This window comes from Pseudomonas sp. AC355, from assembly GCF_979258205.1.
On record NZ_OZ409843.1, the window covers coordinates 377276 to 400067 of the forward strand.

The following is a 22792-nucleotide window of genomic DNA, read 5'->3' on the forward strand; positions in this document are numbered from 1 at the left end:
ATTGCGATTCCCGAGTATCGCTTCGCTCAACCCGAGCTACGGCGCTCAGGCAATCCACCACGATGCGGGTCGCCGGAATTTGCCATGTGCGCCGTTGCCGGACAGAATCGCGCGCCGAGCCGGCGCTATGTGCCGGATCGCCCATGGTGAAAAGAGGCTGCAGTTGAACGAACAAACCTTGTCCATGCGCCTGGAGCGCGTGGCAGCACATGTGCCAGCAGGTGCACGGTTGGCGGATATCGGCTCGGATCACGCTTACCTGCCTGTGGCATTGATGAGGCGCGGTGCCATCGAGTGGGCATTGGCCGGCGAGGTGGCCATGACGCCGTTCCAGGCCGCCGCGCGCAGCGTGCGCGAGAATGGCCTGAGCGAGCGAATCACCGTGCGCCTGGCCAGCGGGCTGGCGGCAATCGAGCCGGCAGATGGCATCACTGCGCTCAGCCTCTGCGGCATGGGCGGTGAGACCATCCGCGACATCCTCGACAGTGGCAAAAACCGGCTGAGCGGCGAGGAGCGCCTGATCCTGCAGCCCAACGGTGGCGAGCAGCCGCTGCGTCAGTGGTTAATGGAAAATCGCTACCGCATCCTCGGCGAGGAAGTCCTGCGGGAAAACCGTTTCTACTACGAAATCATCGTCGCCGAGCGTACCGGCCCGGTGCTGTACACCGCCGATGAACTGTACTTCGGCCCCTGCATCTGCGCGAACGTAGCCCCGTGTTCCTGGCCAAGTGGCAACGTCTGCTGCATCTGAAGCAGCAGACCCTGGCCAATCTCGCCCAGGCACGGCAGGCCGTGCCTGGGGAGAAGATGCAAGCGCTCGCTCAACAGATTCGCTGGATTACCGAACTGCTGGCTTGAGTCTGCTTTACAGGGGAGGCCTAAAAACGAGGTGCCCGGGCAGGCACCTGGTTTTCAGGGGGAGCGCCTATCAATTGAAGATCAGCGTCGCGCCATAGAACAAGCCTGCTGCCAGTGCCATGGAGGTGGGCAGGGTGAGTACCCAGGCCAGCAGGATGTTGCTGATGGTGCTGCCTTGCAGGCCGCTACGGTTGGCGACCATGGTGCCCGCCACCCCCGATGACAGCACATGGGTGGTGGACACCGGCAGGCTGTAGACGTTGGCCAAGCCAATGGCGCATGCGGCGGTGATCTGCGCGCTCATGCCTTGGGCATAGGTCATGCCCTGCTTGCCGATCTTCTCGCCGACGGTTTTCACCACGCGCTTCCAACCGACCATGGTGCCAATCCCCAGAGCCAGTGCTACGGCGATGATCACCCAGAAGGGTGCGTATTCGGTGGTAGCAGTCAGGTCTTTACGCAGCTTTTCCAGATCGGCCTTGTCGCGCGCCGGCAGGTTTTCCAGCTTGCCGACTTTCTTGGCCGAGTCATCCAGGCACAGGAGGTAGCGGCGAATATCGATGCGTTTCTCTTCGCTCAGGCTGTGATAATCCTTCACGCCGTCCAGCGTCTTGAGCAGCGTGGAGATGGTCAGCTCGGTGAGCTTTGGATCGCAGCGGAATTGCTTGGGCAGTTCGCTGTTGCCGGATTTGCCCAGTGCCAGGAACTCATTGAGGGTCGGCGCATTGCGCTGGTAGAACTCGCCCAGATGGATGGCTGCATCGCGGGTGCGCTCTATCTGGTACGTCGTGCTGTTCAGGTCGAGTACGAACTTGGCCGGCACGATGCCGATCAGCACCAGCATGATCAGGCCGATACCCTTTTGCCCATCGTTGGAGCCGTGCACGAAACTCACGGCCATGGCCGATACGATCAGCACCAGGCGGTTCCAGAACGGCGGCTTGTTCTTGCCTTTGGTTTCCTTGCGGGAAACGGGCGTGCTGTGCACCTTCGGGGTTGGCATCCAGTGCTTGAGGGCGAGAAACAGCAGGGCGGCGACAACGAAACCGGCGATTGGCGAGAAGATCAGCGACAGGCCGATATCACTGGCTTTCTGCCAGTTCACGCCATCAGCGAGCGGTATGTCGGTAAGCAGCGCATTGGCCAGGCCTACGCCAAGAATCGAACCGATCAGCGTGTGCGAGCTGGAAGCCGGAATGCCGAAGTACCAGGTGCCAAGGTTCCAGGTGATCGCCGCAGCCAACAGCGAGAAAACCATGATCAAACCATGGCTGGTATTCACGTTGATCAGCAGCTCGACCGGCAGCAGGTGGACGATGGCATAGGCCACGCCGACGCCGCCGAGCAACACGCCGAGGAAGTTGAAGATGCCCGACATGACGACGGCCAGGTTTGGCGGCATGGCCTTGGTGTAGATGACCGTTGCAACGGCGTTGGCTGTGTCGTGGAAACCGTTGATGAATTCGAAGGTAAGGACGAAGAGCAGGGCAAGTGCCAGGCTCAGCGCCAACCAGGCATCGAGCCCGCTGAATAATTCGAACATGAGGGTTTAGGTCTGGCTCAATGAGAGGGCTGGGTTAGTCCAAGGGCAAGCTTAGATCTGCTGGCGTTAACGCTGAGAAACTCGGATGGACGGAGAGGCCAACAAACCGTGGTTACGATAAACCGTCGAGAACATCATCTGCGCCCTGCAGATGCAGAGCTATTTCAGTTAGATAAGAATTATCGGCGGGATTTACGTAGAAAATCGACTGAGAAGCAACCCCGGCGCGTAAAGAATCCGTATTTTTATCAGTTGCCCCATCTCCCAACACCGGGTGATGAGGCTCTGCAATCAGTCCCATCGTCGGTTGATTACGTCTTTTCCTGATGGGCTTACCTGACTATGATCCCCGGCCTTTGTACGATCAGTGATTTTCAGGAATATACACATCATGGATAGATGGACCGAAGGCGGCTCTGCCAAGAGCGACCTGCAAAACCAGCCAGCGGCTGAGCCGCATTACATCGCCCGTCATTGGCGCGGCGAGCTTTCCTTGGCCAGGTCGTTCTGGGTCAATGAGATACTCCTTTCGCTGCTCTCTATGGGGCTCGTTTTACTGCTCGCGCTGGTGTTGATGCGCAACCCACTCAGCCCTGGGAATACGCTGCTCATCCTGACCGCCTGGCTTGCCTTCGCACTCTGCCTGGGCACCTGGCAAACGGTGGGCGTATGGCGTTCAGCCAGGCGGCATAAGGCGCATGGCGGCCGCTCCCTTTGGGTAATGAGCGTTCGCGGGCTCATGATCGCCGGCGTGTTGTACTCGGGGTACTCGCTAGTGGCCGATATGTACCCCCTGTTGAGGTCGACTGCGTTGATGGCCTTGAACCCGAATGCCCTGCCACCTTATCAGGTCAGCCTGCTGGCCGATGATCAACTGGAGTTCGCCGGGGGCCTTTCGCCCGGCAGCGCGAGTGCGCTGGAGCGGTCGCTGAAAGAGCATCCGCATGTCCGGGTACTGCACCTGGATAGCAGCGGCGGGCTGCTCAGCGAAGCGCGGGCGATCTCCAGCCTCATCGAAGACAGAGCCCTGATCACCTTTACCAATGGCGATTGCTTCAGCGGTTGTACCCTGCTTTTCATGGCTGGCAGCGAGCGTTTGCTCGGTGAGCGAGGTCGCCTCGGCTTTCATACGGCGAGCCTGTATGCATCCGATGCATCACCGTCGATGGTGATGACGTATCTGTACCGCAAAGCGTTTGTGGATCATGGCGTCTCTGATGCATTCGTGGAAAAAGTGCTGAATACCCAGCAAAAGGATCTGTGGATACCAGAACCTGAGGAACTGTTACGGGAGGGCATCGTTACCGCTCAGGTGAACGCGCGAACCTTCGAAGATGGTCGTCTCACACGTTTGCGCCAAGACGGGCAGCTCAAGGCTTATCTGTTAGGTGGCAAGGTGTTCAATACCCTTGCTCGAATTGCTCCGGAGCAATATCAGAAGCAGGAGAGTGAGGCTGCAGAGGCGCTTGCTCGTTTTTCAACGTTTGCTGATTTTCATGCGGCCGTTAAGCACCGCAGCGAAGGCCTGTTCAGTCATTACATCAGTACCGCACCGGCGCCTCAGCTGATCGAGCTCTGGAGTGCCCACATGGTGCTTTTACAGTCTGTGTACGAGCGCGCCCCCGAGCAGTGCGGCAGCTTCATTCTTGGCCAAAACCTATCAGGGGTCGACTACAGCAGCGTTCTGCCAGCCGATGCGCGCAAGCGCCTGCAGGATGCCGAGCAGGCTTTGCTGGAGGCCGCGATGCTGAACCCACAAGAATCCGAAGCAGACGCCACGGCGGAGCTGACGGCAGCTTTCGCCAGTGCGAAGTCCAAGTCCGCCGATGCCGAGGACATGTATCTACATCCGGGAGATTACGCTGACGAACCGGAAAGCCTGTGCTCGGTATTTCTGGCACTGTACGGATCGTTGCTCGCTATTGCTGATGAGGAGCGGGCTGGCGCTGCTTTGCGCCAACTCGCACGACTGCGCAAGTGAGTGCAGCGTACGGCCAAAAGCGTAAGCGTTCGGCAATGTCATCTAGGCAGCGACGCTCACTACGAGAGGGCGCCCGACTACACGGACACCCTCTCTAGCAAATTAGGCGTCTGGGATTATCGATATTTCGGGTGCGTGGCTGACTGGAAAGTTTACCGAGCGAGCAATAAAGCATTTCTCATGGGCTATTTTGTGCAGCGCCTGAGCCTTTTCGATTGCAGACCCCGGTGCCAGAATCACCTTCGGCCTCAACACAACTGAGGTGAACTGACCTGCGCCGTCGCTTTCCTCGACCATTGTTCCTTGAGCGCTGTCCTCGTAGGCCATCACAACGATCCCGGCCTCAGCACAAAGGCCAAGGTACCAAAGCTTGTGGCACGCCGATAAGGATGCCAAGAGCAACTCCTCTGGGTTCCAGCGTGTTGGGTCTCCACGAAAACTGGGGTCGGATGACCCATCAATTGGTTTTTTTCCGTTAGCTGTGATGACGTGCGCCCGGCTGTAACCCCGATATGACGACGTTCCTGTTCCCTCGTTGCCGGCCCACTTCACCTGGACTTCGTAATCGTGCGCTTTATCTGCCATTGATCCCTCCTGGGAAAGTTCTCGATAAGTCTGTTAAAAAGCGGACTCATTTGAGTGGGTACGAAGAGCGACTTCTGAGTGAGTACCTTGCCACAGCAACTATCGGCCAATAGCGGACGGTTAGAGCGCGGAGAATATATCCACTCAACCGTTAATTGGCTGCGCTTGATGCTGGAGATCGGCAGCAGGCCCTAAGCAGCTAGCGCTTTTTGTTTCAGCGCCACCAGCAGAGAGCGCAGTTCGGCGGGCTGCACGGGCTTGGACAGGATCGGAATGTTCTCGTCGCCCAACTGCTCCTGCACACGGCGCACGTCGTGGCCGGTCATGATGATGGCAGGCACGTTGCGGCCGCTGAGTGCACGCACATGGTTGATACAGTCGGCTCCGGAGGCTTCACGGCCGAGGTCGAAGTCGGTGACCACCAGATCGAAGTCCGTCGACACGTCGGGTAGCGAGGTGAAGGTGGCGACGTCACAGCCCCACTTCGTCAGCAGGGTGGCGGTGGCCAGTAGTACGTTCTGGTCGTCCTCGATAAGGCATATCCGCAAGCCATCCAGCATGCGCGGTGCCTGGTTGCTGCTCTGTGCCGTGGCGATGCGTTCGACCGGTGCCGCTACCGACTGCAGGCCGTCGATCGCTGCGAGTGTGCCCCGGCCCTCCACGGAACGAATGCGAATGCGCAGACCCATCAGCGTGCCTAGCCGCCTTACGATGGTCAGCCCCAGACCCATTCCGTCGACATCGGTGTCGCGCGCCTGGCGCACGCGGTAGAACTCTTCGAAGATATTGTCGAGATGCGCTTCGGCGATACCGCGGCCTTTGTCGTACAGCTCGATGGACAGGCCTGTGCCTTTGCGTCGGCAGCCGATCAGCACGGGTTGCCCGGGGCGTACTTCAAGGCGTTGGAGAGCAGGTTCTGCAGCATGGTGGTGAGCAGGGCGTGATCGGTACGCACATAGACTGGCGGGCAGTGCAGGCGAATATCGACCCCGGCCCAGCGAGCTGCTTCGGTGTTCTGCTGGATCAGTTGCTGCAGCAGATTATGCAGCGCTAGAGTTTCCATCTGCGGATCCACCTTGCCGCTGTCCAGCGAATACATGTCGAGAATCGAGCGGAACAGGCGCGAGACGCTGTGCAGCGATTTGTCGATATTCTCCACCAGGCGCTGTTGTTCGGTGCCCAAGCGGCTGTCGCGCAAACACGCGGTAAACAGGCTGATGGAGTGAATGGGCTGGCGCAGGTCGTGGCTGGCCTGTGCCAGAAACTGCGACTTGGCCAGGTTGGCGGCCTGCTCGGCCTCGGTCGCCCGGCGTGAGCGCTTGAGTAGGGCGTGTATATAGGCTGGCACCATCAGAGTGGTGAGCACCAAGGTGAATATCAGGTAAGGCTGCGATCGCCAGTAGGCCGATGTGCTGATGATTATCAGCAGCGAGATCATGGCCATGATGGTTGCCAGCAACAGGTAACCCGATCTGTAACGCAGCCCATAACCGACGGTCACCCAGAGCAGCACCGCATAGATCGGCAACATGGGCGCATCGCCAACGGCGATCATCGCGGTGAGGCAGCCGTAGTCAATGAGCATGGTGAGCACCCTCCGTACCGGTCGATTACCTGGCCGGCGACGGATATCGACCCATAGCACCAAAGAAACGACGAAGCAGATCGTCATGAGCCAGAGAACCTGCAGGGCTAGCAATGATTCTATGAACGATTGCTGATAGAGCAGCAGTGCGTAGCTGGTGATGATTGGTGCGATGATCAGGCGCACGATCGCCTGAGAGCGCTCTACGTCGTATACGGTAGGGGCGGTCGTGAACATGGAAACTTCCCGGAAGGCTTTTGATTCAAATATCAGGCCACCATAGCCCCCAGACTTTTTCAGGCGCAATACAACACTGACGTTATGAAGTGGTTTTAGCACGCCTGCACTATTCGGCCGCCATATAGCCCCCGACCCGCGCGAAATCCAGCATGGTGTCGAATTTGCTGAGCTGGTAAGCGGGTTGATTCACCCACAATCAATACTTTTATTGGTTATAAAAATCTGAGTTTCCCGACGAGGAAGGCCCGTGTCCAACGTCAGCTTTTGGCCGAGGCTGTGTAAAAACTTTTTTGAGCGCGACAGGTACTCAAAAACGGACTGGAAATCGCGCATCTGGGCGAAATCCACATCTGCTGACGCGCCGATAAATTTCAGATTTCACGTAGACATGCGTACTTCAATTTTGACGAAGCGTTTTTACACACTCTGGGCCGGAAGCTGCCCTTCAAAGAGCAGCGTATAAATGATCTAAAAGTCATGCCCCTGGTTGGGAGCCACCATGTAGGCTCCTGTTGCCCCAGCTTTGTAGTGCATGCTGCGTGATGCTTGTGATTTTCCAGTGATCGTCTGCCCGGTTGAGCAAGAACTCGTAATCACCGCAGGAGTGAAAGAAATTGTCACCGGCGATATCTGCGGATTGGCAATCTGCGAATCGCAGGATCAGATAGTTGCAACGAGCGCTCACTGCATCCTCATCCTGTTCATACGCTGCAAGAAGATTCGAAAAGCTATGGTGTTTAGCCAATTTGTCGACAGCATTCTCTCGGCGCTTAACAAAGTCCATGCCGCTCATAGTCGATGGTTTTTCTCTACCCGACGATGAGTAATCAATGAACACGCGCGAGGATAGGCAATTGCTCATCGATGCCCAGTCTCGACGGTCGAAGGACAGGAAAAATCGACAAAGGACGTCGTTAATCGCTAAAAAATCGTTTGGGCTGACTGCTTTCATAGCTTCTCCTGATACCACGAGCTGTATGTGCTAGAGCATTTTCAAACTGATACAAGCGGCTGCTGTGAGAGCTATGCCGGCGGCCCACAGTGATCCGTTGAAATTCTGATTCATCGTGTAGAAAGCGTCCGCTACAAAGGGGCCAGCAATTTGGCCCACGCTGTAGATGATTGTCATGACTGCTAAGAGATTGATGCTCGCTTTATTGGTGATACGCTGAGCGGCCGACATGGCAATGGTCACTGCGCCCATGAAAGTCCCGCCGACAAGTAGCGCGCTGCCTAGATAGCCGGTTCCGTTTGGCAGCAATATAGGCAAGATGACACCTAGTGCCTGTATTGCCAGGTTCAAGGCCAGAGAGTTTTGAGTTCCGAGGTGCCGGTGTAGTCGATGCCATAAAAAGCACGAGGGGGCGGCGCCGAGGCCAAATACAGCCCACACATGTCCAGGATCCAGCTCTGGAAGAGCCGTCCTGACCAGCAGTGGAAGATAGGTTGCGGTGATGATGTACCCGAAACCAGCGAGGCCATAGATGAGCACTAGCGGCCACTGTTTTACCGGGCTCTCAGGCGCACCTTTGCTGTCAGCCTGTGCGTCGTACTTGGTGTCGCTCAGGCCAGGTACTGCAAGGAGCATCAGGGCGAAACTCACCAACCCCAGCAAAAGCCACACTTGGTGGCTTGTCAGATCCAACCAGAAGCCGAGAACGACAAGCTCAGCAGATACCGCGATGCCCAGCCCTACACCTGCATAAAGCAGAGGGGCCCCATGGATATGTCGGCGGTGCTGAAGCAGCCAAAGGGAAGCGGCAACCATTGCAACGGCGCTTAGGGCTCCAGCTACACCGCGAACCATAACGATTAGCCAAGCTGACTCAAGAAAGGCGAGGCTAATCAGGCATGCTGCAGTACCGCCCGTGGCCCACAGGCAGAAGCGATGGGCATTTTTCGGTTTTGTCTGAATTGCCAGCAGGGCGCCAACCAGATAGCCCGCGTAGTTGGCAGACGCAGCCATGCTGCCCTGGCTCAGGCTGAGGATATTTTCCTTAACCATGTGTGGGTATAGAGCTGTGTAAGCAAAGCGGCCGAAGCCCATTCCAATCGCGATGACAATCGCAGCCTCCAGCGCTGAACGCAGTTGCATCCCGCGAGACATCGACTTGAGTGTCATGCAGCTCCCTTGAACAGCAGGGCGAACTTGTCGAATGCGGGCGTCTTATAGTCCCTGCGCCAAACTAGGTATGTGCTGATCGAGCAAACCCTGATCGTGGACAGCTGGTCGCGGGCGCTGGTCAGTTGCAGCACACTTTCCGGCAGGATCGCGACGCAGGAGCCTGCTGCTACAGTCGCGACCATTGCGTGATAAGAGCCTAATTCCTGAATTTTCCAGCCGGAACCTACGTGGATGCCGAGTTGCTCCTCCGCGATGTACCGATACGTACAACCAATTCGAAAAGCTGCGAGTGCGCGCGCTTTTACCTGTGCAGGGCTAGTGGCAGTGGCATCTGTGGGAGGCAGCAATAGCAAGAGCTCTTCTTGCCAGATTGCGCTGCCTTCCAGCCCCATTTCGGTGAGATGCGCTTCATCGCTGTGTGCTGGGGGCAGTGCCACAAATGCGCAGTCGAGTTGGCCGCTACGAACCTGCTCAATCAACATTCCTGAAGGCCCGGTACTGACTTCGAGCTGTGTCGAAGGGCTCTCACGATTGAATGCCGCCAAGGGCACAGGTAGCCGGCTAGCTGCAGTGCTCTCCATACTGCCGACACGTAGCGTGCCCCCCGTAGCTCCACCAGTGATGACATGGCGAGCCTCGTCTTCCAGCGAGAGGATCCGCTGCGCATAGCCTACAAATTGCTCTCCAGAGGTCGATAGGGCCATGCGTTTGCCGGCACGAACGAAGAGCTCCACCCCCAATTCCGCTTCAAGCTGTTGAATGCGAGTAGTCACGTTCGAGGGCGCGCGTCCCAACCTGCTTGCGGCGCGCGTAACGCTTAGCTCGCTGGCGACGCTGCTAAAAATTCGTAACGACTCAAGATCCACCTTATTCTCCTTTTGGTATCTATGTTGTTAATATATTCTTATTTTGAGAACAATCAATCTCCATCGATTTCATACTCGTCTAGCGGGAGTTCAGGGTAATGAGTGTTTTTAGTTCTTTTGCTGCTCGTTTGCGCATCTACCCCATCATCCAGGCTCCGATGGCCGGTGTAGCGACGCCAGAGTTGGCTGCCGCGGTATCGAATTCAGGGGGATTGGGTTCCATTGGGATCGGAGCTAGCAGTGTTTCACAGGCGAAAGAGATGATTGCGCGAACTAAAGCGCTCACCTCAAAGCCATTCAACGTGAATGTCTTTTGTCATGCACCCGCCCTGCGCAATGAGCCCTTGGAGAGCGCGTGGCTGCAATGCATGGAGCCTTTGTTTCAGGAGTGCGAGATGGATGTGCCGACCTCGCTGAACGAAATTTATAAGAGCTTTATCGCGGACGAAGAGGTTTTTCAGATGCTTCTCGAAGAGCGCCCGGCTGTGGTGAGCTTCCATTTCGGCCTGCCCACGGCGCAGCAGGTCAGCATGCTGAAGAATGAAGGCATCTGCACGTTGGCTACCGCGACTAACCTTGATGAAGCAAGGCAGATCCAAAGGCTTGGCATTGATGCGATTGTGGCTCAAGGCATCGAGGCAGGTGGGCATCGGGGGGTGTTTGACCTGGGCGCTGTCGACGAGCAATTGACGATGCCGGTGCTCGTTCGACTCTTGGTCAAGAACACAGACCTTCCTATCATCGCCGCAGGTGGAATTATGGACGGGCAGGGGATTCATGCAGCGCTGGGGCTAGGAGCTGCAGCGGCGCAGCTTGGTACTGCATTTATCCTATGCCCGGAGTCTGCGGCGAATGAGGGTTATCGAGCCTCACTACGAAGCGAGCAGGCCTCCAATACCCGGTTGACCTCGGTCTTCTCTGGCCGCCCAGCACGTGGGATCGTGAATCAGTTTATTCAGCACCTGGATAGGGGCTCGGAAACCCAGGTGGCGGCCTATCCGCTTGCATACGACGCTGCAAAGAGGCTGTCTGCAGCGGCCGCCAAGAAGGGCAATCATAAATTCGCTGCACATTGGGCCGGGCAAGGAGCCCCCATGGCGCGCGAATTACCCGCCGAAGATCTGATGAATAAGCTGATCGAGGAATGGCGCCGTTGACACCTCATCGGATGCCAATCAAGCAATCTTGCCTCGCTCACCTGCGGGGTCTAAGCGCATTTAACCTTAAAGTGAGTAGCCCTCATGCCATTGCTGAAAATTGATGCAATTAAAGGCCGCACCAGTGCGCAAATCCAACGTCTCCTAGACGCGACTCATCAGGCAATGGTGGAAGCATTTGAGGTGCCTGAGCGTGATCGATATCAGATTTTCAATGAGCACGAACCGAGCCATATGATCATTCAGGACACCGGGCTTGGTTTCGAGCGAACTGACCGCGTCGTGGTGATAACGGCTATCAGCAGGCCGCGCAGCGTTGAAATAAAACAGCGCTTTTATGCACTGCTGGTAGCTGCGCTTGAAGAGAAATGCGGTATTGCTGCAACTGATGTAATGGTTTCAGTGGTTACCAATCGTGATGACGACTGGAGCTTCGGGTTGGGTCGAGCGCAGTTTCTAACTGGCGAGCTCTGAGGTGGTTGAGGTTGCTCTGGGCGAGCGAACCTTTGCCCAGTAAATGTCCACTCTTGGCCGATAGCGACAGTCCACTTCAGAGCGCTCACAGCGTTGGAGAAGTGCTACCTGATGCTGCCGCCTGCCAATGCAGGAAAGCTCGAACCTACATGCCAAAATAACCCGACCGCGTGCCAAAGCTATCGGCAATCCAAGGTGGATAAATGATCGAAACCCGACTGTTACGTCAGTTCGTCGTCGTTGCTGAAGAACTGCATTTCAGCCGCGCCGCAGAACGGCTACATATGGCGCAGCCTCCTCTCAGTCAGGCGATCAGGAGGCTGGAGGAGCAAATCGGCTATCCCTTGTTCGTTCGCGACAAGCGAACCGTGGAGCTCACCAGCGCAGGGATGGCTCTCATGGGCAAAGCCCACGAACTGCTAGGGGCGCTAGACGAAAGCGTCGCGCATACGCGGCGGGTCGCCCAAGGCATAGAGGGACATCTAGTGGTTGCCATGATCAGCCTCAATCACTATCCAGGTTTCTGGCGAGCCCTGAGCGCATTCAGAAAGCAGATGCCTACTGTCGAGCTGAGTTTCATCGAGGCCACTACCAAAGAACAGGTCGAGCTTTTGGAGAGCGGCGAAGCCGATGTTGGCGTGATGCGTTGCCCCGGAACGACAACACCTGCGCTGAACATCGAACGGCTACTGCTGGACCCCATTCAGGTTGCTTTACCTTCTGGCCACCCGCTGGCGGCGAGCATTGCGGTAAGGCTTGAGGATATTTCTAACGAATCGTTCGTCATGTCGGCGCGCGCCTTGGGGCAGGGCTTTCATGACCAGTTACTCACACTATGCAAAGGTGCAGGTTTCTCGCCAAGGATCGTTCAGCATGCCAGGCAAATCCAGACTGTGTTGGGGCTGGTGGCGGCAGGATACGGGGCGGCGCTGGTGCCGGCCTCTTTCGAGCGCTTAGGGCTGCAGGATGTCGTATTCCGGCCATTGCTGCACAGTGCCTCTCAGGAGCTGGGCTCGGTGGCGCTGAATGTTGCCAACAACAATACGGTCGACTCGCCGCTGCGAGATTTTTTTATCGAGACGGTCAAGCGCCACGTCTGATACTTGAGTCGTCTTACTAACCGACATAAACAGTATTTCACGGCGCGCCTTGCAAACCACAGCATGCACCTGTCTTTTCCAACCGGAGATCGGTCATGCAATATCGCTCATTAGGCAGTTCATCCCTGCAGCTTTCAGTTCTATCATTTGGGAGCTGGATTACCTTCGGTACGCGCCTCGACCAACGTGGTGCCAATGAATGTCTCGCTTGCGCCTTCGACCATGGCATCAATTTCTTCGATAGCGCCGAGGTGTACCTTGGCGGTGAGGCAGAGCGTATGCTCGGACGCGGGATCAAGACGCTTGGCTGGTCGCGAGACAGTTACTGCGTTTCCAGCAAAGTACTGTTCGGCACCGGTGACAATCACTCTGCCACGAATCCATCACGGCCTACCCAGCAGGGCCTGAGCCGCAAGCACATCACGGAAGCCTGTCACCAAGCATTGCAACGTTTTGGTGTCGACTATCTCGATTTCTACCTGTGCCACCGTCCAGAGCCTGGTATGTCCATCGCGGAAATTGCCTGGACGATGAACGCGCTAATCCAGCAAGGCAAGGTGTTGTATTGGGGGACATCGGAATGGCCTGCAGAGGACATTTTGAAGCTTATAGAGTTTTGTCAGCACAACCGCCTCATCCCACCACAACTGGAGCAGCCGCAATACAACCTGTTCCATCGCGAACGTGTCGAGAGCGAGTACCAGCCACTCATTCATGAGCATGGGCTCGGTTTGACTACCTGGTCTCCGCTGGCATCCGGCGTTCTGGCGGGGCGTTACGACGAGGGAATTGCGGTGGACACTCGGCTGGCGACCGAGGGGTTCTCTTGGCTCGAGGATTTTGTTTTCGAGAACAAGCGCGACGAGCGAATCGAGGCGGCTAAACAGCTTAAGACAATAGCCCGTGAACTCGGAGCAACACGCGCTCAGTTGGCGCTTGCCTGGGTGTTAAAGAACCAGGCTGTAACGTCAGTTTTGATTGGTTCTTCAAACGTTATGCAGTTGCAGGAAAACCTAGGGGCGCTTGAGGTTTTACCGCGCCTTGAAGAAGCATTGCTTGACCAGATGGATAAGATCTTCCAGTAAATGTCATTAATGGGGTTATCGCCTAGCAAGCCTCTCGCTGGAGGCTTGCTAGGCGAGAAATTGGCCAGTACCCCTGATGACAATGACCGGCTACTTCTGGCCGAAAACTGCCGGTCATTTCTCGCTGGGCTGTTCAAGGCGAATGCACGCGGTGGTCACAGCCCAAGCAATCAACCGGTCAGGTCAATGCCATTATGCAAACTCTTCGCCTACGGCTGTCGGGGCGAATAAGTGTTGGCGTCGTACGCTTGGCTGGCGATTTTTTTGCCAGTTGGGGGCTGGGGGCGCACATGTTTATAGGGCGGAACTGTCGGCGCGCAGGGCTACAGTTGTTAAGTACGCAACCGGCAGCCCAGGTGGGGCCGCTGGCTGCAGCGCCAGTTACTTATCGGCAAGCTTGTCCCAGTATTTAGGGATGACCGCACAGGCGTTGCATTGGCGACCCATGGAAACCATGCGCTGGATGGCTCGTTTCTTCATGCGCACCAACCTCCCTGCAGGCGGCGCTATGGCCCATTAATTAGTTCTGTTCATAGGCCCTTGCCGGTTTGCCTGGCTAGTCCGGGCTAACTCCTTCGCTTAACGTCCCTTATCCGCATTGCAGTCACTGGCCCGCCGCTGAGTGCCGTGCATCCTGCCTTTCGCTCATACGGATACGCATGATGAATCGACTCACCATCCAGTACGGCATGACGCTTTTGCTGGCGATGTTCGCCGAAATCGTCATGGCCGGAGCGACACCGCCACAGGCCATCTCGAAGGCCAGTGAAAGCCGTGCCGCCACTGAGCGGGAATCCGAAGAGGGGCTTGCCACTGGGGTGGAAAAGCCTGTGGTGCTGGTCGTGGGTGCCAGCGGAAGCATCGGCCGATTGGCGGTGGCAGAGGCATTCAGGCGTGGCTACGAGACGCGCGCTTTGGTGCGTGACCCCGCCCAGGCATCGCTGTTTCCTGCTGGAGTGAAGGTGGTGGTTGGTGATCTGACTCGCGCCGAGACCCTGCCAGAGGCTGTGGCGGGCGTCAGCGCAGTCATCTTCACCCACGGCATCAGTGGCAACGATCCCAGTGGCGCGGAGGCGGTGAACTATGGGGCGGTGCGCAATGTTCTTGGCGTGTTGCAGGCGCCGGCACGGATCGCTCTGATGACCACTGTCGGCGTCACCAAACCCACCGTCGGGCATGACTGGAAACGTCGCGGAGAACGCCTCGTGCGTGCCAGCGGGCTGCCTTACACCATCGTGCGGCCCGGCTGGTTCGACTACAACGCCGCCGACCAACAGCGCCTGGTAATGCGCCAGGGCGACACGCACTGGGCGAGTTCGCCGTCCGACGGTGTGATGGCTCGTGCGCAGATCGCTGAGGTGCTGGTCGCCTCCCTGACTTCACCCAGCGCGAACCGCAAAACCTTCGAACTGGTTGCGGAACGTGGCGCTGCTCAAACGGATCTCGAACCACTGTTCTCGGCGCTGCCGGCAGATCCCACAGAGGGCTATGACGCCATACGGGATCAGGACAACCTACCGCTGAGCCAGGAGCCGGACAAGGTCGTTCAGGAGCTTGATGCTGTCCGCGTCCAGTTCGATAAGTAAGCCAGGGTACGCCGAGTTATGGTGTGACTGTGTTGAGCGGGTGGCCAGTGGTGATGCTGGGCAACAGCTACCACTGGCCTGACGATGGGCATTCGATCAATGTGCTCGCATCAGCGAATCTTGACGACAATCTTGCCTTTGGCATGTCCGTCGACGACGTGGGCGAGTGCCTCGGCCGTCTCTTTGAACGGTAACACCCGTTCAATCACTGGGCGGATGGCGCCGGATTCGATAAGTGAGGTTATTTTGGTCAACTGGCTGCCTTCGGCGCGCATGAAAACAAAGCTGTAGCTGACGCCTCGCTGCTTGGCTTTCCGGAGAATGCTGCGGCTAAGCAAACGCAGCACCTGTTTCAGGGGCCAGGATAGGCCTTGCTGGGCCGCGAAATCGGCTGTAGGTGAACCGGAAATGGAGATCAAATGCCCGCCGGGCTTGAGCACCTGCAGCGACTTTTCCAGCACATCGCTGCCGAGGCTATTGATTACCACATCGTAGTCTCGTAACTCCGTTTCGAAGGCGTGCTTGCTGTAATCGATGACTACATCTGCGCCGAGCGCCTTTACCCAATCGACATTTGCCGTGCTGGTCGTGGTAGCGACGAAAGCACCCAAATGCTTGGCGAGTTGTATGGCAATGGTGCCGACGCCGCCGGAGCCGGCATGAATCAGTACCTTCTGGCCCTTCTTTAACCTGGCCGTTTCGACGAGCACTTGCCATGCCGTCAACGCAACCAGGGGAATGCTGGCCGCTTCTTCCATGCTGAGGTTCGTTGGCTTGTGTGCCAACGACGCTTCGCCGACCGCGATTCGCTCGGCAAACGTGCCGATACGATTCTGCTCAGGCCGAGCGTACACCTCGTCGCCTGGTTTGAAGCGAGTGACGTTGCAGCCGACCTTCAGTACCTTGCCAGCCACATCATTACCGAGGATCAAGGGCAGGCGATAAGGAAGGACAAGCTTGAATTCACCTGCCCTGATTTTCGCGTCCAGTAAATTTACCCCCGCGGCATGCACCTGAATCAGGACATCCTCGTCCTGTAATTCGGGTTCAGGTATATCTGCGATTCGTCCGATTTCTTTCTTCCCGTAACGATCAATGATGAACGCTTTCACTGGGTGGAATCCTTGTATTCAGATGGGCACAGTCGGGCGTGTCATTTTCCAAAAAACGTAAAAATCTTATGACCTTGAGCCTACAAGCCCTTAGTCCGGTAGCGCTCTGCCGCGTTGGCCATGCGGATATCGGATAGCAGCAGCTGGCGTGATGCGTCCAGGGCATCCCAGCGTTCGGCCACATGCAGCGGCGGGATAGTGACCAGTTCGCGGCTGTCGAAACCGGCCAGTGCCGCGTCGACCAGTTCATCTACCTTCATCAATTCAGGGAGCGTGTTGATGTCGATGCCAGCGCGTTCCCAGATTTCAGTGTGGGTGCCCGCCGGTAAAACCGCTTGTACGTAGACGCCCTTGGGCGCTAGTTCCAGGCTTAGCCCCTGGGACAGGAACAGGACGTAGGCCTTGGTCGCTCCGTAGATGGTCATACCGAATTCTGGCGACAGCCCGACTACCGAACCCAGGTTGACGATCGAACCCTCGCCGGCCTGCGCCAGGCGCGGTGCAATGGCGTTGGCCAGCCGCGTCAGGGCGGTAATGTTCAGGGCGATCAGGCGGTCGATGGACTGTGCGTCCTGCGCCACGAAACCACCGGACTGAGCCAGGCCGGCATTGTTGATCAGAATGCCGATGCTGGCGTCTTCGCGCAGGCGGGCCTCGACCACAGCCAGATCGCTGGGTTGGGTGAGGTCGGCGCGCAGCACGTCGATGGCAACCTTGGTTTCCTCATGCAGGCGCGCAGCCAGTGCTTCAAGACGAGCCTGGTCACGTGCAACCAGGACGAGATTGTGGCCGCGACGTGCGAAGCGTTCGGCATAAACGGCGCCGATGCCGGAGGAGGCGCCGGTGATAAGAACAGTAGAGAGAGTGGTCATGTGGGGTGCCTAGATAAGGTATGAATCGGCCGCCCAGAAAGAGGGCGGCTCCTGTGTTTGAAGAGACTCGGTTCAGCCCAGCGTTGGGTAATCGGTGTAACCCTTGGCGCCACCGCCGTAGAGCGTGGTCGGATCCAGCTGGGCGAGCGGTGCATTGGTGCTGAGGCGCTCGACCAGATCCGGATTACTGATGAAGGGGCGACCGAAAGCGATCAGATCGGCCTTGCTCTGCGCGAGTCGGGTCGTGGCCAAATCCAGGTCGTAGCCGTTGTTGGCCAGATAAACCTGCTTGAAGCGGCTACGCAGCGAGTCATAGTCGAACGGCGCGTTATCGCGTGGGCCGCCTGTGGCGCCTTCGACCACGTGCAGATACGCCACGCCGAGGGCGCTGAGTTGTTCCGCGATGTAATCGTATTGGGGTTGCGGCTGGCTGCAGCTGATGCCCGAGGCCGGTGAAACAGGCGAGATGCGCACGCCCGTGCGCTGTGCGCCGATTTCCTTGACCACTGCTGCCGTCACTTCCAGCAGCAGGCGTGCCCGGTTTTCGATGGAGCCGCCGTAACGGTCGGTGCGCTGGTTAGCGCCATCCTTGATGAACTGCTCCAGCAGGTAACCATTGGCACCATGAATTTCGACGCCGTCGAAACCGGCGGCGATCGCATTGGCAGCGGCTTGGCGGAAGTCCTCGATGATGCCTGGCAGCTCGTCCAGCTCCAGTGCTCGCGGTTCGGACACGTCGTGAAAGCCGTTGTTAACGAAGGTCTTGGTTTCAGCACGAATGGCTGAAGGCGCGACCGGCGCTTTGCCTCCTGGCTGAAGGTCAACGTGCGATACCCGGCCCACGTGCCACAACTGGACGAAGATGCGGCCGCCTTTGGCATGCACCGCATCGGTCACCTTGCGCCAGGCCTCGATCTGCTCCGGCGTATAGAGCCCTGGGGTGTTTTGATAACCCTGAGCTTGCGGGGAGACCTGAGTGGCTTCCGTGATGATCAGGCCCGCCGAGGCGCGCTGGGCATAGTAGGTGGCAGTCAGGTCAGTGGGCGCCAGGCCATCGCCGGCACGGTTGCGGGTCAATGGGGCCATGACAATGCGATTGTTGAGCGTCAGTGCACCAAGGGTGAAGGGGTCGAAGATCGTCTTGTCGGTCATGCCATGCCTCTACGTGATGTGGGGAGCCGTGTGGGCTTCAGTGAAGTGACTTAATGATTATGTTTGTAATCATAAGTGTCAAGAATTTTGATTTAGATCGACATCAATGTAAGATCGCGCTCTAGATTGCTGCCATACAAGCGAGGCCAAATACGTGAAAGTCAGCAAAGCCCAGGTGCAAGCAAACCGTGCGCACATCGTCGAGACGGCATCCAGGCTGTTTCGCGAGCGCGGTTACGATGGCATCGGCATCGCCGATCTGATGGCGGCGGCGGGGTTTACCCATGGCGGCTTCTACAAGCACTTCGGTTCGAAAGCGGATCTGATGGCTGAAGCGGCGGTTTATGGGCTTGAGCAATCGGCAGCACAAACGGCTGGTGCCGATTTATCCGAGTTCGTGGGGCAATACCTGTCTCGCAGCCATCGCGATGAGCCGGGCGAGGGCTGCACCATGGCCGCGCTCTGTGGCGATGCGTCTCGTCAGCCGGACTTTGTCCGCGAGACATTTGCTGCCGGTATCGAGCGTCAGCTGGCCGCGACCGAGCTTGATGGAGGCTCGGCAGCCGAAGCACGAGCCAAAAGCATCAACACGATTGCTCATGCGGTTGGCGCCATTGTGTTGTCGCGAGCCTGCCCAGACGACAGCCCGCTGGCCCAGGAAATTCTAGATGTGTGCCGCGCCCGGATACTCGCCACATTGGCACCGCCGGTGGCGAGTGAGTAATCAAGCCACTACTTGAACAGGGTTTGAATCAGAGGCGTTCGGCATGGGCCGGCTCGTGCAGGCCTGTTGCTTGCGGAGCTTTTCACGACCTTTATGGGCAGGCGCCTGGCTGGAGTGTTTCACCCACCGTGGGTTCCCCATGACGCTACCTGCCGGACAGCTGTTGCCTGTTCGTCAGGCCTTTTGATCCTCGAAGGCATGCTCAGGGCCAGGGAAAACGCCTGTTTCCACCTCAGCTGAAAAGGCCTGTGCCGCTTGATGCAGTAGCCCACGCATGTCTGCGTACTGTTTGACGACGCGCGCATGTCTCTGTGGAAAATCCATGAGCAGGCCTCAGCTAGCCGCTAAAACCCTCAGTGTTTGGCGAGCAGCCGTGAGGCGTCGAAGCCCATGCGCATGTTGCCCCAGTGGCGACCGTCGAAAATGAACGGTACGTCGATCTCGGTCATGATCTCGCCGGTGTCGCGCAGGTAGGTCTGCAGCAGGAAGCGTTGGGTGTTGGTTGCTGCGCGCAGGCCCACAGGGTCGGAGAACATGCGCTTGTTGCGGCACACCGGCAGGTCGACGGCGCGATTGCCGGTGGGCGCTTTCGACACCCAGCTGTTGTTCACCGGGCAGTAGCCTTTGTTGTCGACGATAAAGGTGACGATGCCACCCGACGTGCCCTTGGTCAGCTTGTCGATCTCTTCCTGGCAGATCTGCGCGAAGCGCTCGGTGTAGCCGGTCATGTACTGCTTGGGATCGGTGTTGGGTATCAACCGGTAGTTCTGGTCGAACAGGTTCACGCCCTCGCGCTGCAACGCGGCCAGGCGAACCTGCAGGATGTCGCGGCACTGGCTAGCGCGGGTGATGGCGGCATCCAGTTCGCCTTGGCCGAGCACGAAGCGGCCGAGCAGCGTCTGCACTTTTTCGGCTACGCCAGAGAGGTCGCGGGTAGCGGTGGCAGAGCGTTGCATGCGCTCGTCGATGGCCTGGCTGTCGGCGTGAATCTGCGTGACTCGTTCGTTGATGCCGGTATTGGCATCGGCCACCTGCTGGATGTGTTCGGCGATTTCCGCGAGCTTACCGTTGGTGGACTCGAAGTCGACGATCATGCTTTCGAAGTGGCCAGTGGCGCGTTCGACCACTACCTGGGTTTCGCGGGCGCTGGTGCTGATCAGTGCAGTCTGCTCGTGAGTCGAGCCCACTTCCTTGAGCATGGCGTCGATGTTCTGGGAGATGTCGCCAGTGGCGCGGCTGACGTTCTGCGCCAGGGTGCGTACTTCGTCGGCGACCACGGCGAAGCCACGGCCGCTTTCGCCAGCGCGGGCGGCTTCGATGGCCGCGTTGAGAGCCAGCAGGTTGGTCTGCGAGGAGATCTGCTGGATCAGCCCGACCACCGACTTGATGTTCGAGGAGCGCTCGTTGAGTGCGGACACCAGCACGCCAAACTCGTTGAGGCTGTTGGAGATAGCGCCAATGTTGCCGGTCACTTCCAACAGCTCGGCGTAGGAGTCGCGGGCCATGCTGAGGTTCTGTGCGGTGGTGCCGGAGATCGCCTGAGTCTGCTGCGACACTTCTGCGATGCGGCCAACGGCGCTGTTGCTCTCGCTCATCACTTCATTGGCGAAGCGTGCCTGGTGGGTGGCGCTTTCGCTGGAGTCGCTGATGTTCTTCAGCGAGCGGGCGGACTCCACGGCGATCTGCACGGTGAGTGCCTGCACATTGCTGATGATCTCGCGTTGCTTGGCCAGGAAGCGGTTGCAGGTGCTGGCCAGGGTGCGGATTTCATCGTGGGTCAGCAGCGGCAGATCGCGGGACAGGTCGCCTTCGCCGTTGGCGATTTCTTCCAGGGCGCGGGTCATGTTGTCGACCGGCCGCACGATCAGGTGGCGGAAGTACCAGACCATGAAGCTGACCATGCCCAGGGTGAACAGCGCACTGAGCAGCAGCGCGTTGCCGAGGGTGTCGAGCTTGGCCTCGATGCGGCTCAGCAGAGCGGCATCGATCTGCGCGGCTTGCAGTTGCTGGAGGATGTCGGCACGCAGGCTGGTAGCGACCCAGAACAGCAGGCCACTGACCAGCACCAGCAGGAAAAGGCTGGATAACTTCTTGGTCAGGGTATCGAAAAAGTGCATCTCGATTGAATCGTAAAGCGACTTCAACGACTGCATGCCGCAGCTCCTGGCAAAGAAAACATCCGTGGGTTTCTATTTATTCGACCAGCAGTGCAGAAGCTTTAATGACTGCGCCGCTTTCGACGACGTTCCGCGCTCTTTCAGGATGGGTGTTCGCGCGCAGGGTGAGAATTGTAGAGCTTCGCTTGATGCGGATAAAGCGGTCGCCAGCAGGAAAAATAGTAGGCATAACGACAGATACCGGCGCGAGGGCCGGTATCGTTACGAGCTGCACTGTGATGCCGCGGTTTAGCCGCGCTGGCCGATCTCCACTTCCTGCGCTGTCCAGCCGGCGACCCGGTCGCTGAGCGACAGACCAAGACCCGGTCGCGTCGGTACCAGCATGCGCCCGTCACGGGTTTCCAGGCGCTCGTTGAACAGCGGCTCCAGCCACTCGAAGTGCTCGACCCAGGGCTCGGTGGGGTAGGTCGCGGCAAGGTGCACGTGCAGTTCCATGGCGAAATGCGGGGCCAGCATCAAGCCCGCCTGTTCGGCCATCGAGGCGATTTTCAGGAACGGGCTGATACCGCCGACGCGAGGCGCATCGGGCATCAGGTAGTCGGCGCCACGGGTCTTGATGAACTCGGCGTGCTCGGCAACGCTGGTGAGCATTTCCCCGGTGGCGATCGGCGTGTCGAAGGCTGCCGCCAGGGCTGCGTGACCTTCGGCGTCATAGCAGTCCAGCGGTTCTTCGATCCACACCAAGTTGTATTCTTCGAACTTGCGGCACATGCGCTGGGCGGTCGGGCGATCCCATTGCTGGTTGGCGTCGACCATCAGCGGGAAGTCGTCGCCCAGGTGGCGGCGCACGGTGCTGACGCGCTCGATGTCGATAGCCGAGTTGGGTTGGCCGACCTTGAGCTTGATGCCGCCAATGCCTTTTTCGCGGGACAGGTCAGTGTTCTTCATCAATTGATCGAGTGGCGTGTGCAGGAAGCCGCCCGAGGTGTTGTAGCAGCGCACCGAGTCGCGCTGAGCGCCGAGCAGGCGCGCCAGGGACAGGCCAGCACGCTTGGCCTTCATGTCCCACAGGGCGACGTCGAAGGCGCCGATGGCCTGGGTCGACAGTCCGCTGCGGCCCACGGATGCACCGGCCCAGCACAGCTTGGTCCAGAGCTTCTGGATGTCGCTGGGGTTTTCACCTATCAGTGCCGGCGCGATCTCTTTGGCATGGGCGAACTGGCCTGGGCCGCCCGCGCGCTTCGAGTAACTGAAGCCAAGGCCGCGATGGCCATCCTTGCTTTCGATCTCCACGAACAGCATGGCGATCTCGGTCATCGGCTTCTGCCGGCCAGTCAGCACCTTGGCATCGCTGATCGGGTTGGCCAGGGGCAGGAAGACGGAGGCGATACGAATCCAGGCGATCTGATCCTGGTCTGCACAGCCTTGGGAAAGGGGTTGTTCGCTCACACTGATTACCTCGCTTACGTTCTTGTTCGAGCCAGCAGATGCCTGGAGCGATCTGCGGTGATCTGCGACGTTAAGCTGATTACGTAATCATTCAAGCGCTGAGACATGCGCGACGGCATGTCAGGAAAAGGGTCGGTAACTGCGCTACCGCTAACGCCGTGCAGGCAGGCTAGCGGTAGGC

General features: G+C 58.2%; 18 protein-coding genes and 2 pseudogenes. 8 read left to right on the forward strand and 12 right to left on the reverse strand.

The features are described 5' to 3' along the window. Positions 1-163 precede the first annotated feature (163 nt). Positions 164-858: pseudogene (locus ACZ0AI_RS01855) on the forward strand (tRNA (adenine(22)-N(1))-methyltransferase). Positions 859-928: 70 nt separating this feature from the next. Here the strand turns inward: ACZ0AI_RS01855 and ACZ0AI_RS01860 are convergent. Together ACZ0AI_RS01860 and ACZ0AI_RS01865 are read right to left on the reverse strand one after the other, a co-directional pair. Then, a complete protein-coding gene (locus ACZ0AI_RS01860; RefSeq protein WP_463564303.1) occupies positions 929-2401 on the reverse strand; it encodes an inorganic phosphate transporter in 1473 nt (490 codons plus the stop codon). Between the two features lie 112 nt (positions 2402-2513). Then, positions 2514-2702: a hypothetical protein gene (locus ACZ0AI_RS01865; RefSeq protein ID WP_463564304.1), complete on the reverse strand. Its 189-nt coding sequence runs from the start codon at positions 2700-2702 to the stop codon at positions 2514-2516. A gap of 66 nt (positions 2703-2768) precedes the next feature. Between ACZ0AI_RS01865 and ACZ0AI_RS01870 the strand changes: the two genes are divergently transcribed. Beyond that, positions 2769-4382 (forward strand): COG3904 family protein, encoded by a 1614-nt coding sequence (locus tag ACZ0AI_RS01870; protein WP_463564305.1) that lies wholly within the window; start codon positions 2769-2771, stop codon positions 4380-4382. Between the two features lie 102 nt (positions 4383-4484). On the opposite strand, the gene ACZ0AI_RS01875 is transcribed toward ACZ0AI_RS01870, so the two are convergent. From ACZ0AI_RS01875 to ACZ0AI_RS01895, 5 genes and pseudogenes are all read right to left on the reverse strand, one after another. After that, a complete protein-coding gene (locus tag ACZ0AI_RS01875; RefSeq protein ID WP_463564306.1) occupies positions 4485-4967 on the reverse strand; it encodes an OsmC family protein in 483 nt (160 codons plus the stop codon). A 191-nt stretch (positions 4968-5158) separates the two neighbouring features. Continuing rightward, positions 5159-6789, reverse strand: a pseudogene (locus tag ACZ0AI_RS01880) (hybrid sensor histidine kinase/response regulator). A 478-nt stretch (positions 6790-7267) separates the two neighbouring features. Then, complete coding sequence (locus ACZ0AI_RS01885; protein ID WP_463564307.1) at positions 7268-7744, reverse strand: nuclear transport factor 2 family protein; 477 nt, start codon at positions 7742-7744, stop codon at positions 7268-7270. Between the two features lie 30 nt (positions 7745-7774). Then, a complete protein-coding gene (locus ACZ0AI_RS01890; protein ID WP_463564308.1) occupies positions 7775-8914 on the reverse strand; it encodes a YbfB/YjiJ family MFS transporter in 1140 nt (379 codons plus the stop codon). After that, positions 8911-9783: a LysR substrate-binding domain-containing protein gene (locus tag ACZ0AI_RS01895; protein WP_463564309.1), complete on the reverse strand. Its 873-nt coding sequence runs from the start codon at positions 9781-9783 to the stop codon at positions 8911-8913. Before ACZ0AI_RS01895 ends, ACZ0AI_RS01890 begins: the two co-directional genes overlap by 4 nt. Before the next feature lie 98 nt (positions 9784-9881). On the opposite strand from ACZ0AI_RS01895, the gene ACZ0AI_RS01900 reads away from it, so the two are divergent. From ACZ0AI_RS01900 to ACZ0AI_RS01920, 5 genes are all read left to right on the forward strand, one after another. Then, the gene (locus ACZ0AI_RS01900) at positions 9882-10940 is read left to right on the forward strand and encodes an NAD(P)H-dependent flavin oxidoreductase (protein WP_463564310.1); all 1059 of its coding nucleotides are present in this window, start codon (positions 9882-9884) and stop codon (positions 10938-10940) included. An 84-nt stretch (positions 10941-11024) separates the two neighbouring features. Continuing rightward, complete coding sequence (locus ACZ0AI_RS01905; protein ID WP_463564311.1) at positions 11025-11414, forward strand: tautomerase family protein; 390 nt, start codon at positions 11025-11027, stop codon at positions 11412-11414. A gap of 203 nt (positions 11415-11617) precedes the next feature. Further along, positions 11618-12514 carry a LysR substrate-binding domain-containing protein gene (locus ACZ0AI_RS01910; protein ID WP_463564312.1) on the forward strand — a complete coding sequence of 299 codons (897 nt, stop codon included), beginning with the start codon at positions 11618-11620 and terminating at the stop codon, positions 12512-12514. A gap of 95 nt (positions 12515-12609) precedes the next feature. Continuing rightward, positions 12610-13599 (forward strand): aldo/keto reductase, encoded by a 990-nt coding sequence (locus tag ACZ0AI_RS01915; protein ID WP_463564313.1) that lies wholly within the window; start codon positions 12610-12612, stop codon positions 13597-13599. A 662-nt stretch (positions 13600-14261) separates the two neighbouring features. Continuing rightward, entirely contained in the window at positions 14262-15185 is a 924-nt protein-coding gene (locus ACZ0AI_RS01920) for an SDR family oxidoreductase (RefSeq protein ID WP_463564314.1), read from the forward strand. Between the two features lie 110 nt (positions 15186-15295). Here the strand turns inward: ACZ0AI_RS01920 and ACZ0AI_RS01925 are convergent, their stop codons facing one another. The 3 genes from ACZ0AI_RS01925 to ACZ0AI_RS01935 all read right to left on the reverse strand — a co-directional run bounded on the left by ACZ0AI_RS01925 (position 15296) and on the right by ACZ0AI_RS01935 (position 18321). Continuing rightward, complete coding sequence (locus ACZ0AI_RS01925) at positions 15296-16297, reverse strand: NADP-dependent oxidoreductase (RefSeq protein ID WP_463569932.1); 1002 nt, start codon at positions 16295-16297, stop codon at positions 15296-15298. Positions 16298-16377: 80 nt separating this feature from the next. Continuing rightward, complete coding sequence (locus ACZ0AI_RS01930; RefSeq protein WP_463564316.1) at positions 16378-17169, reverse strand: SDR family NAD(P)-dependent oxidoreductase; 792 nt, start codon at positions 17167-17169, stop codon at positions 16378-16380. Between the two features lie 72 nt (positions 17170-17241). Next, positions 17242-18321, reverse strand: a complete 1080-nt coding sequence (locus tag ACZ0AI_RS01935; RefSeq protein WP_463564317.1) for an alkene reductase — start codon at positions 18319-18321, stop codon at positions 17242-17244. 154 nt (positions 18322-18475) lie between these two features. On the opposite strand from ACZ0AI_RS01935, the gene ACZ0AI_RS01940 reads away from it, so the two are divergent. Then, positions 18476-19045 carry a TetR/AcrR family transcriptional regulator gene (locus ACZ0AI_RS01940; protein WP_463564318.1) on the forward strand — a complete coding sequence of 190 codons (570 nt, stop codon included), beginning with the start codon at positions 18476-18478 and terminating at the stop codon, positions 19043-19045. Between the two features lie 353 nt (positions 19046-19398). Here ACZ0AI_RS01940 and ACZ0AI_RS01945 read toward each other — a convergent pair whose 3' ends face one another. Together ACZ0AI_RS01945 and ACZ0AI_RS01950 are read right to left on the reverse strand one after the other, a co-directional pair. After that, positions 19399-21198 carry a methyl-accepting chemotaxis protein gene (locus ACZ0AI_RS01945; protein WP_463564319.1) on the reverse strand — a complete coding sequence of 600 codons (1800 nt, stop codon included), beginning with the start codon at positions 21196-21198 and terminating at the stop codon, positions 19399-19401. A 252-nt stretch (positions 21199-21450) separates the two neighbouring features. Further along, entirely contained in the window at positions 21451-22611 is a 1161-nt protein-coding gene (locus ACZ0AI_RS01950; protein ID WP_463564320.1) for an L-talarate/galactarate dehydratase, read from the reverse strand. Between the last annotated feature and the right edge of the window lie 181 nt (positions 22612-22792).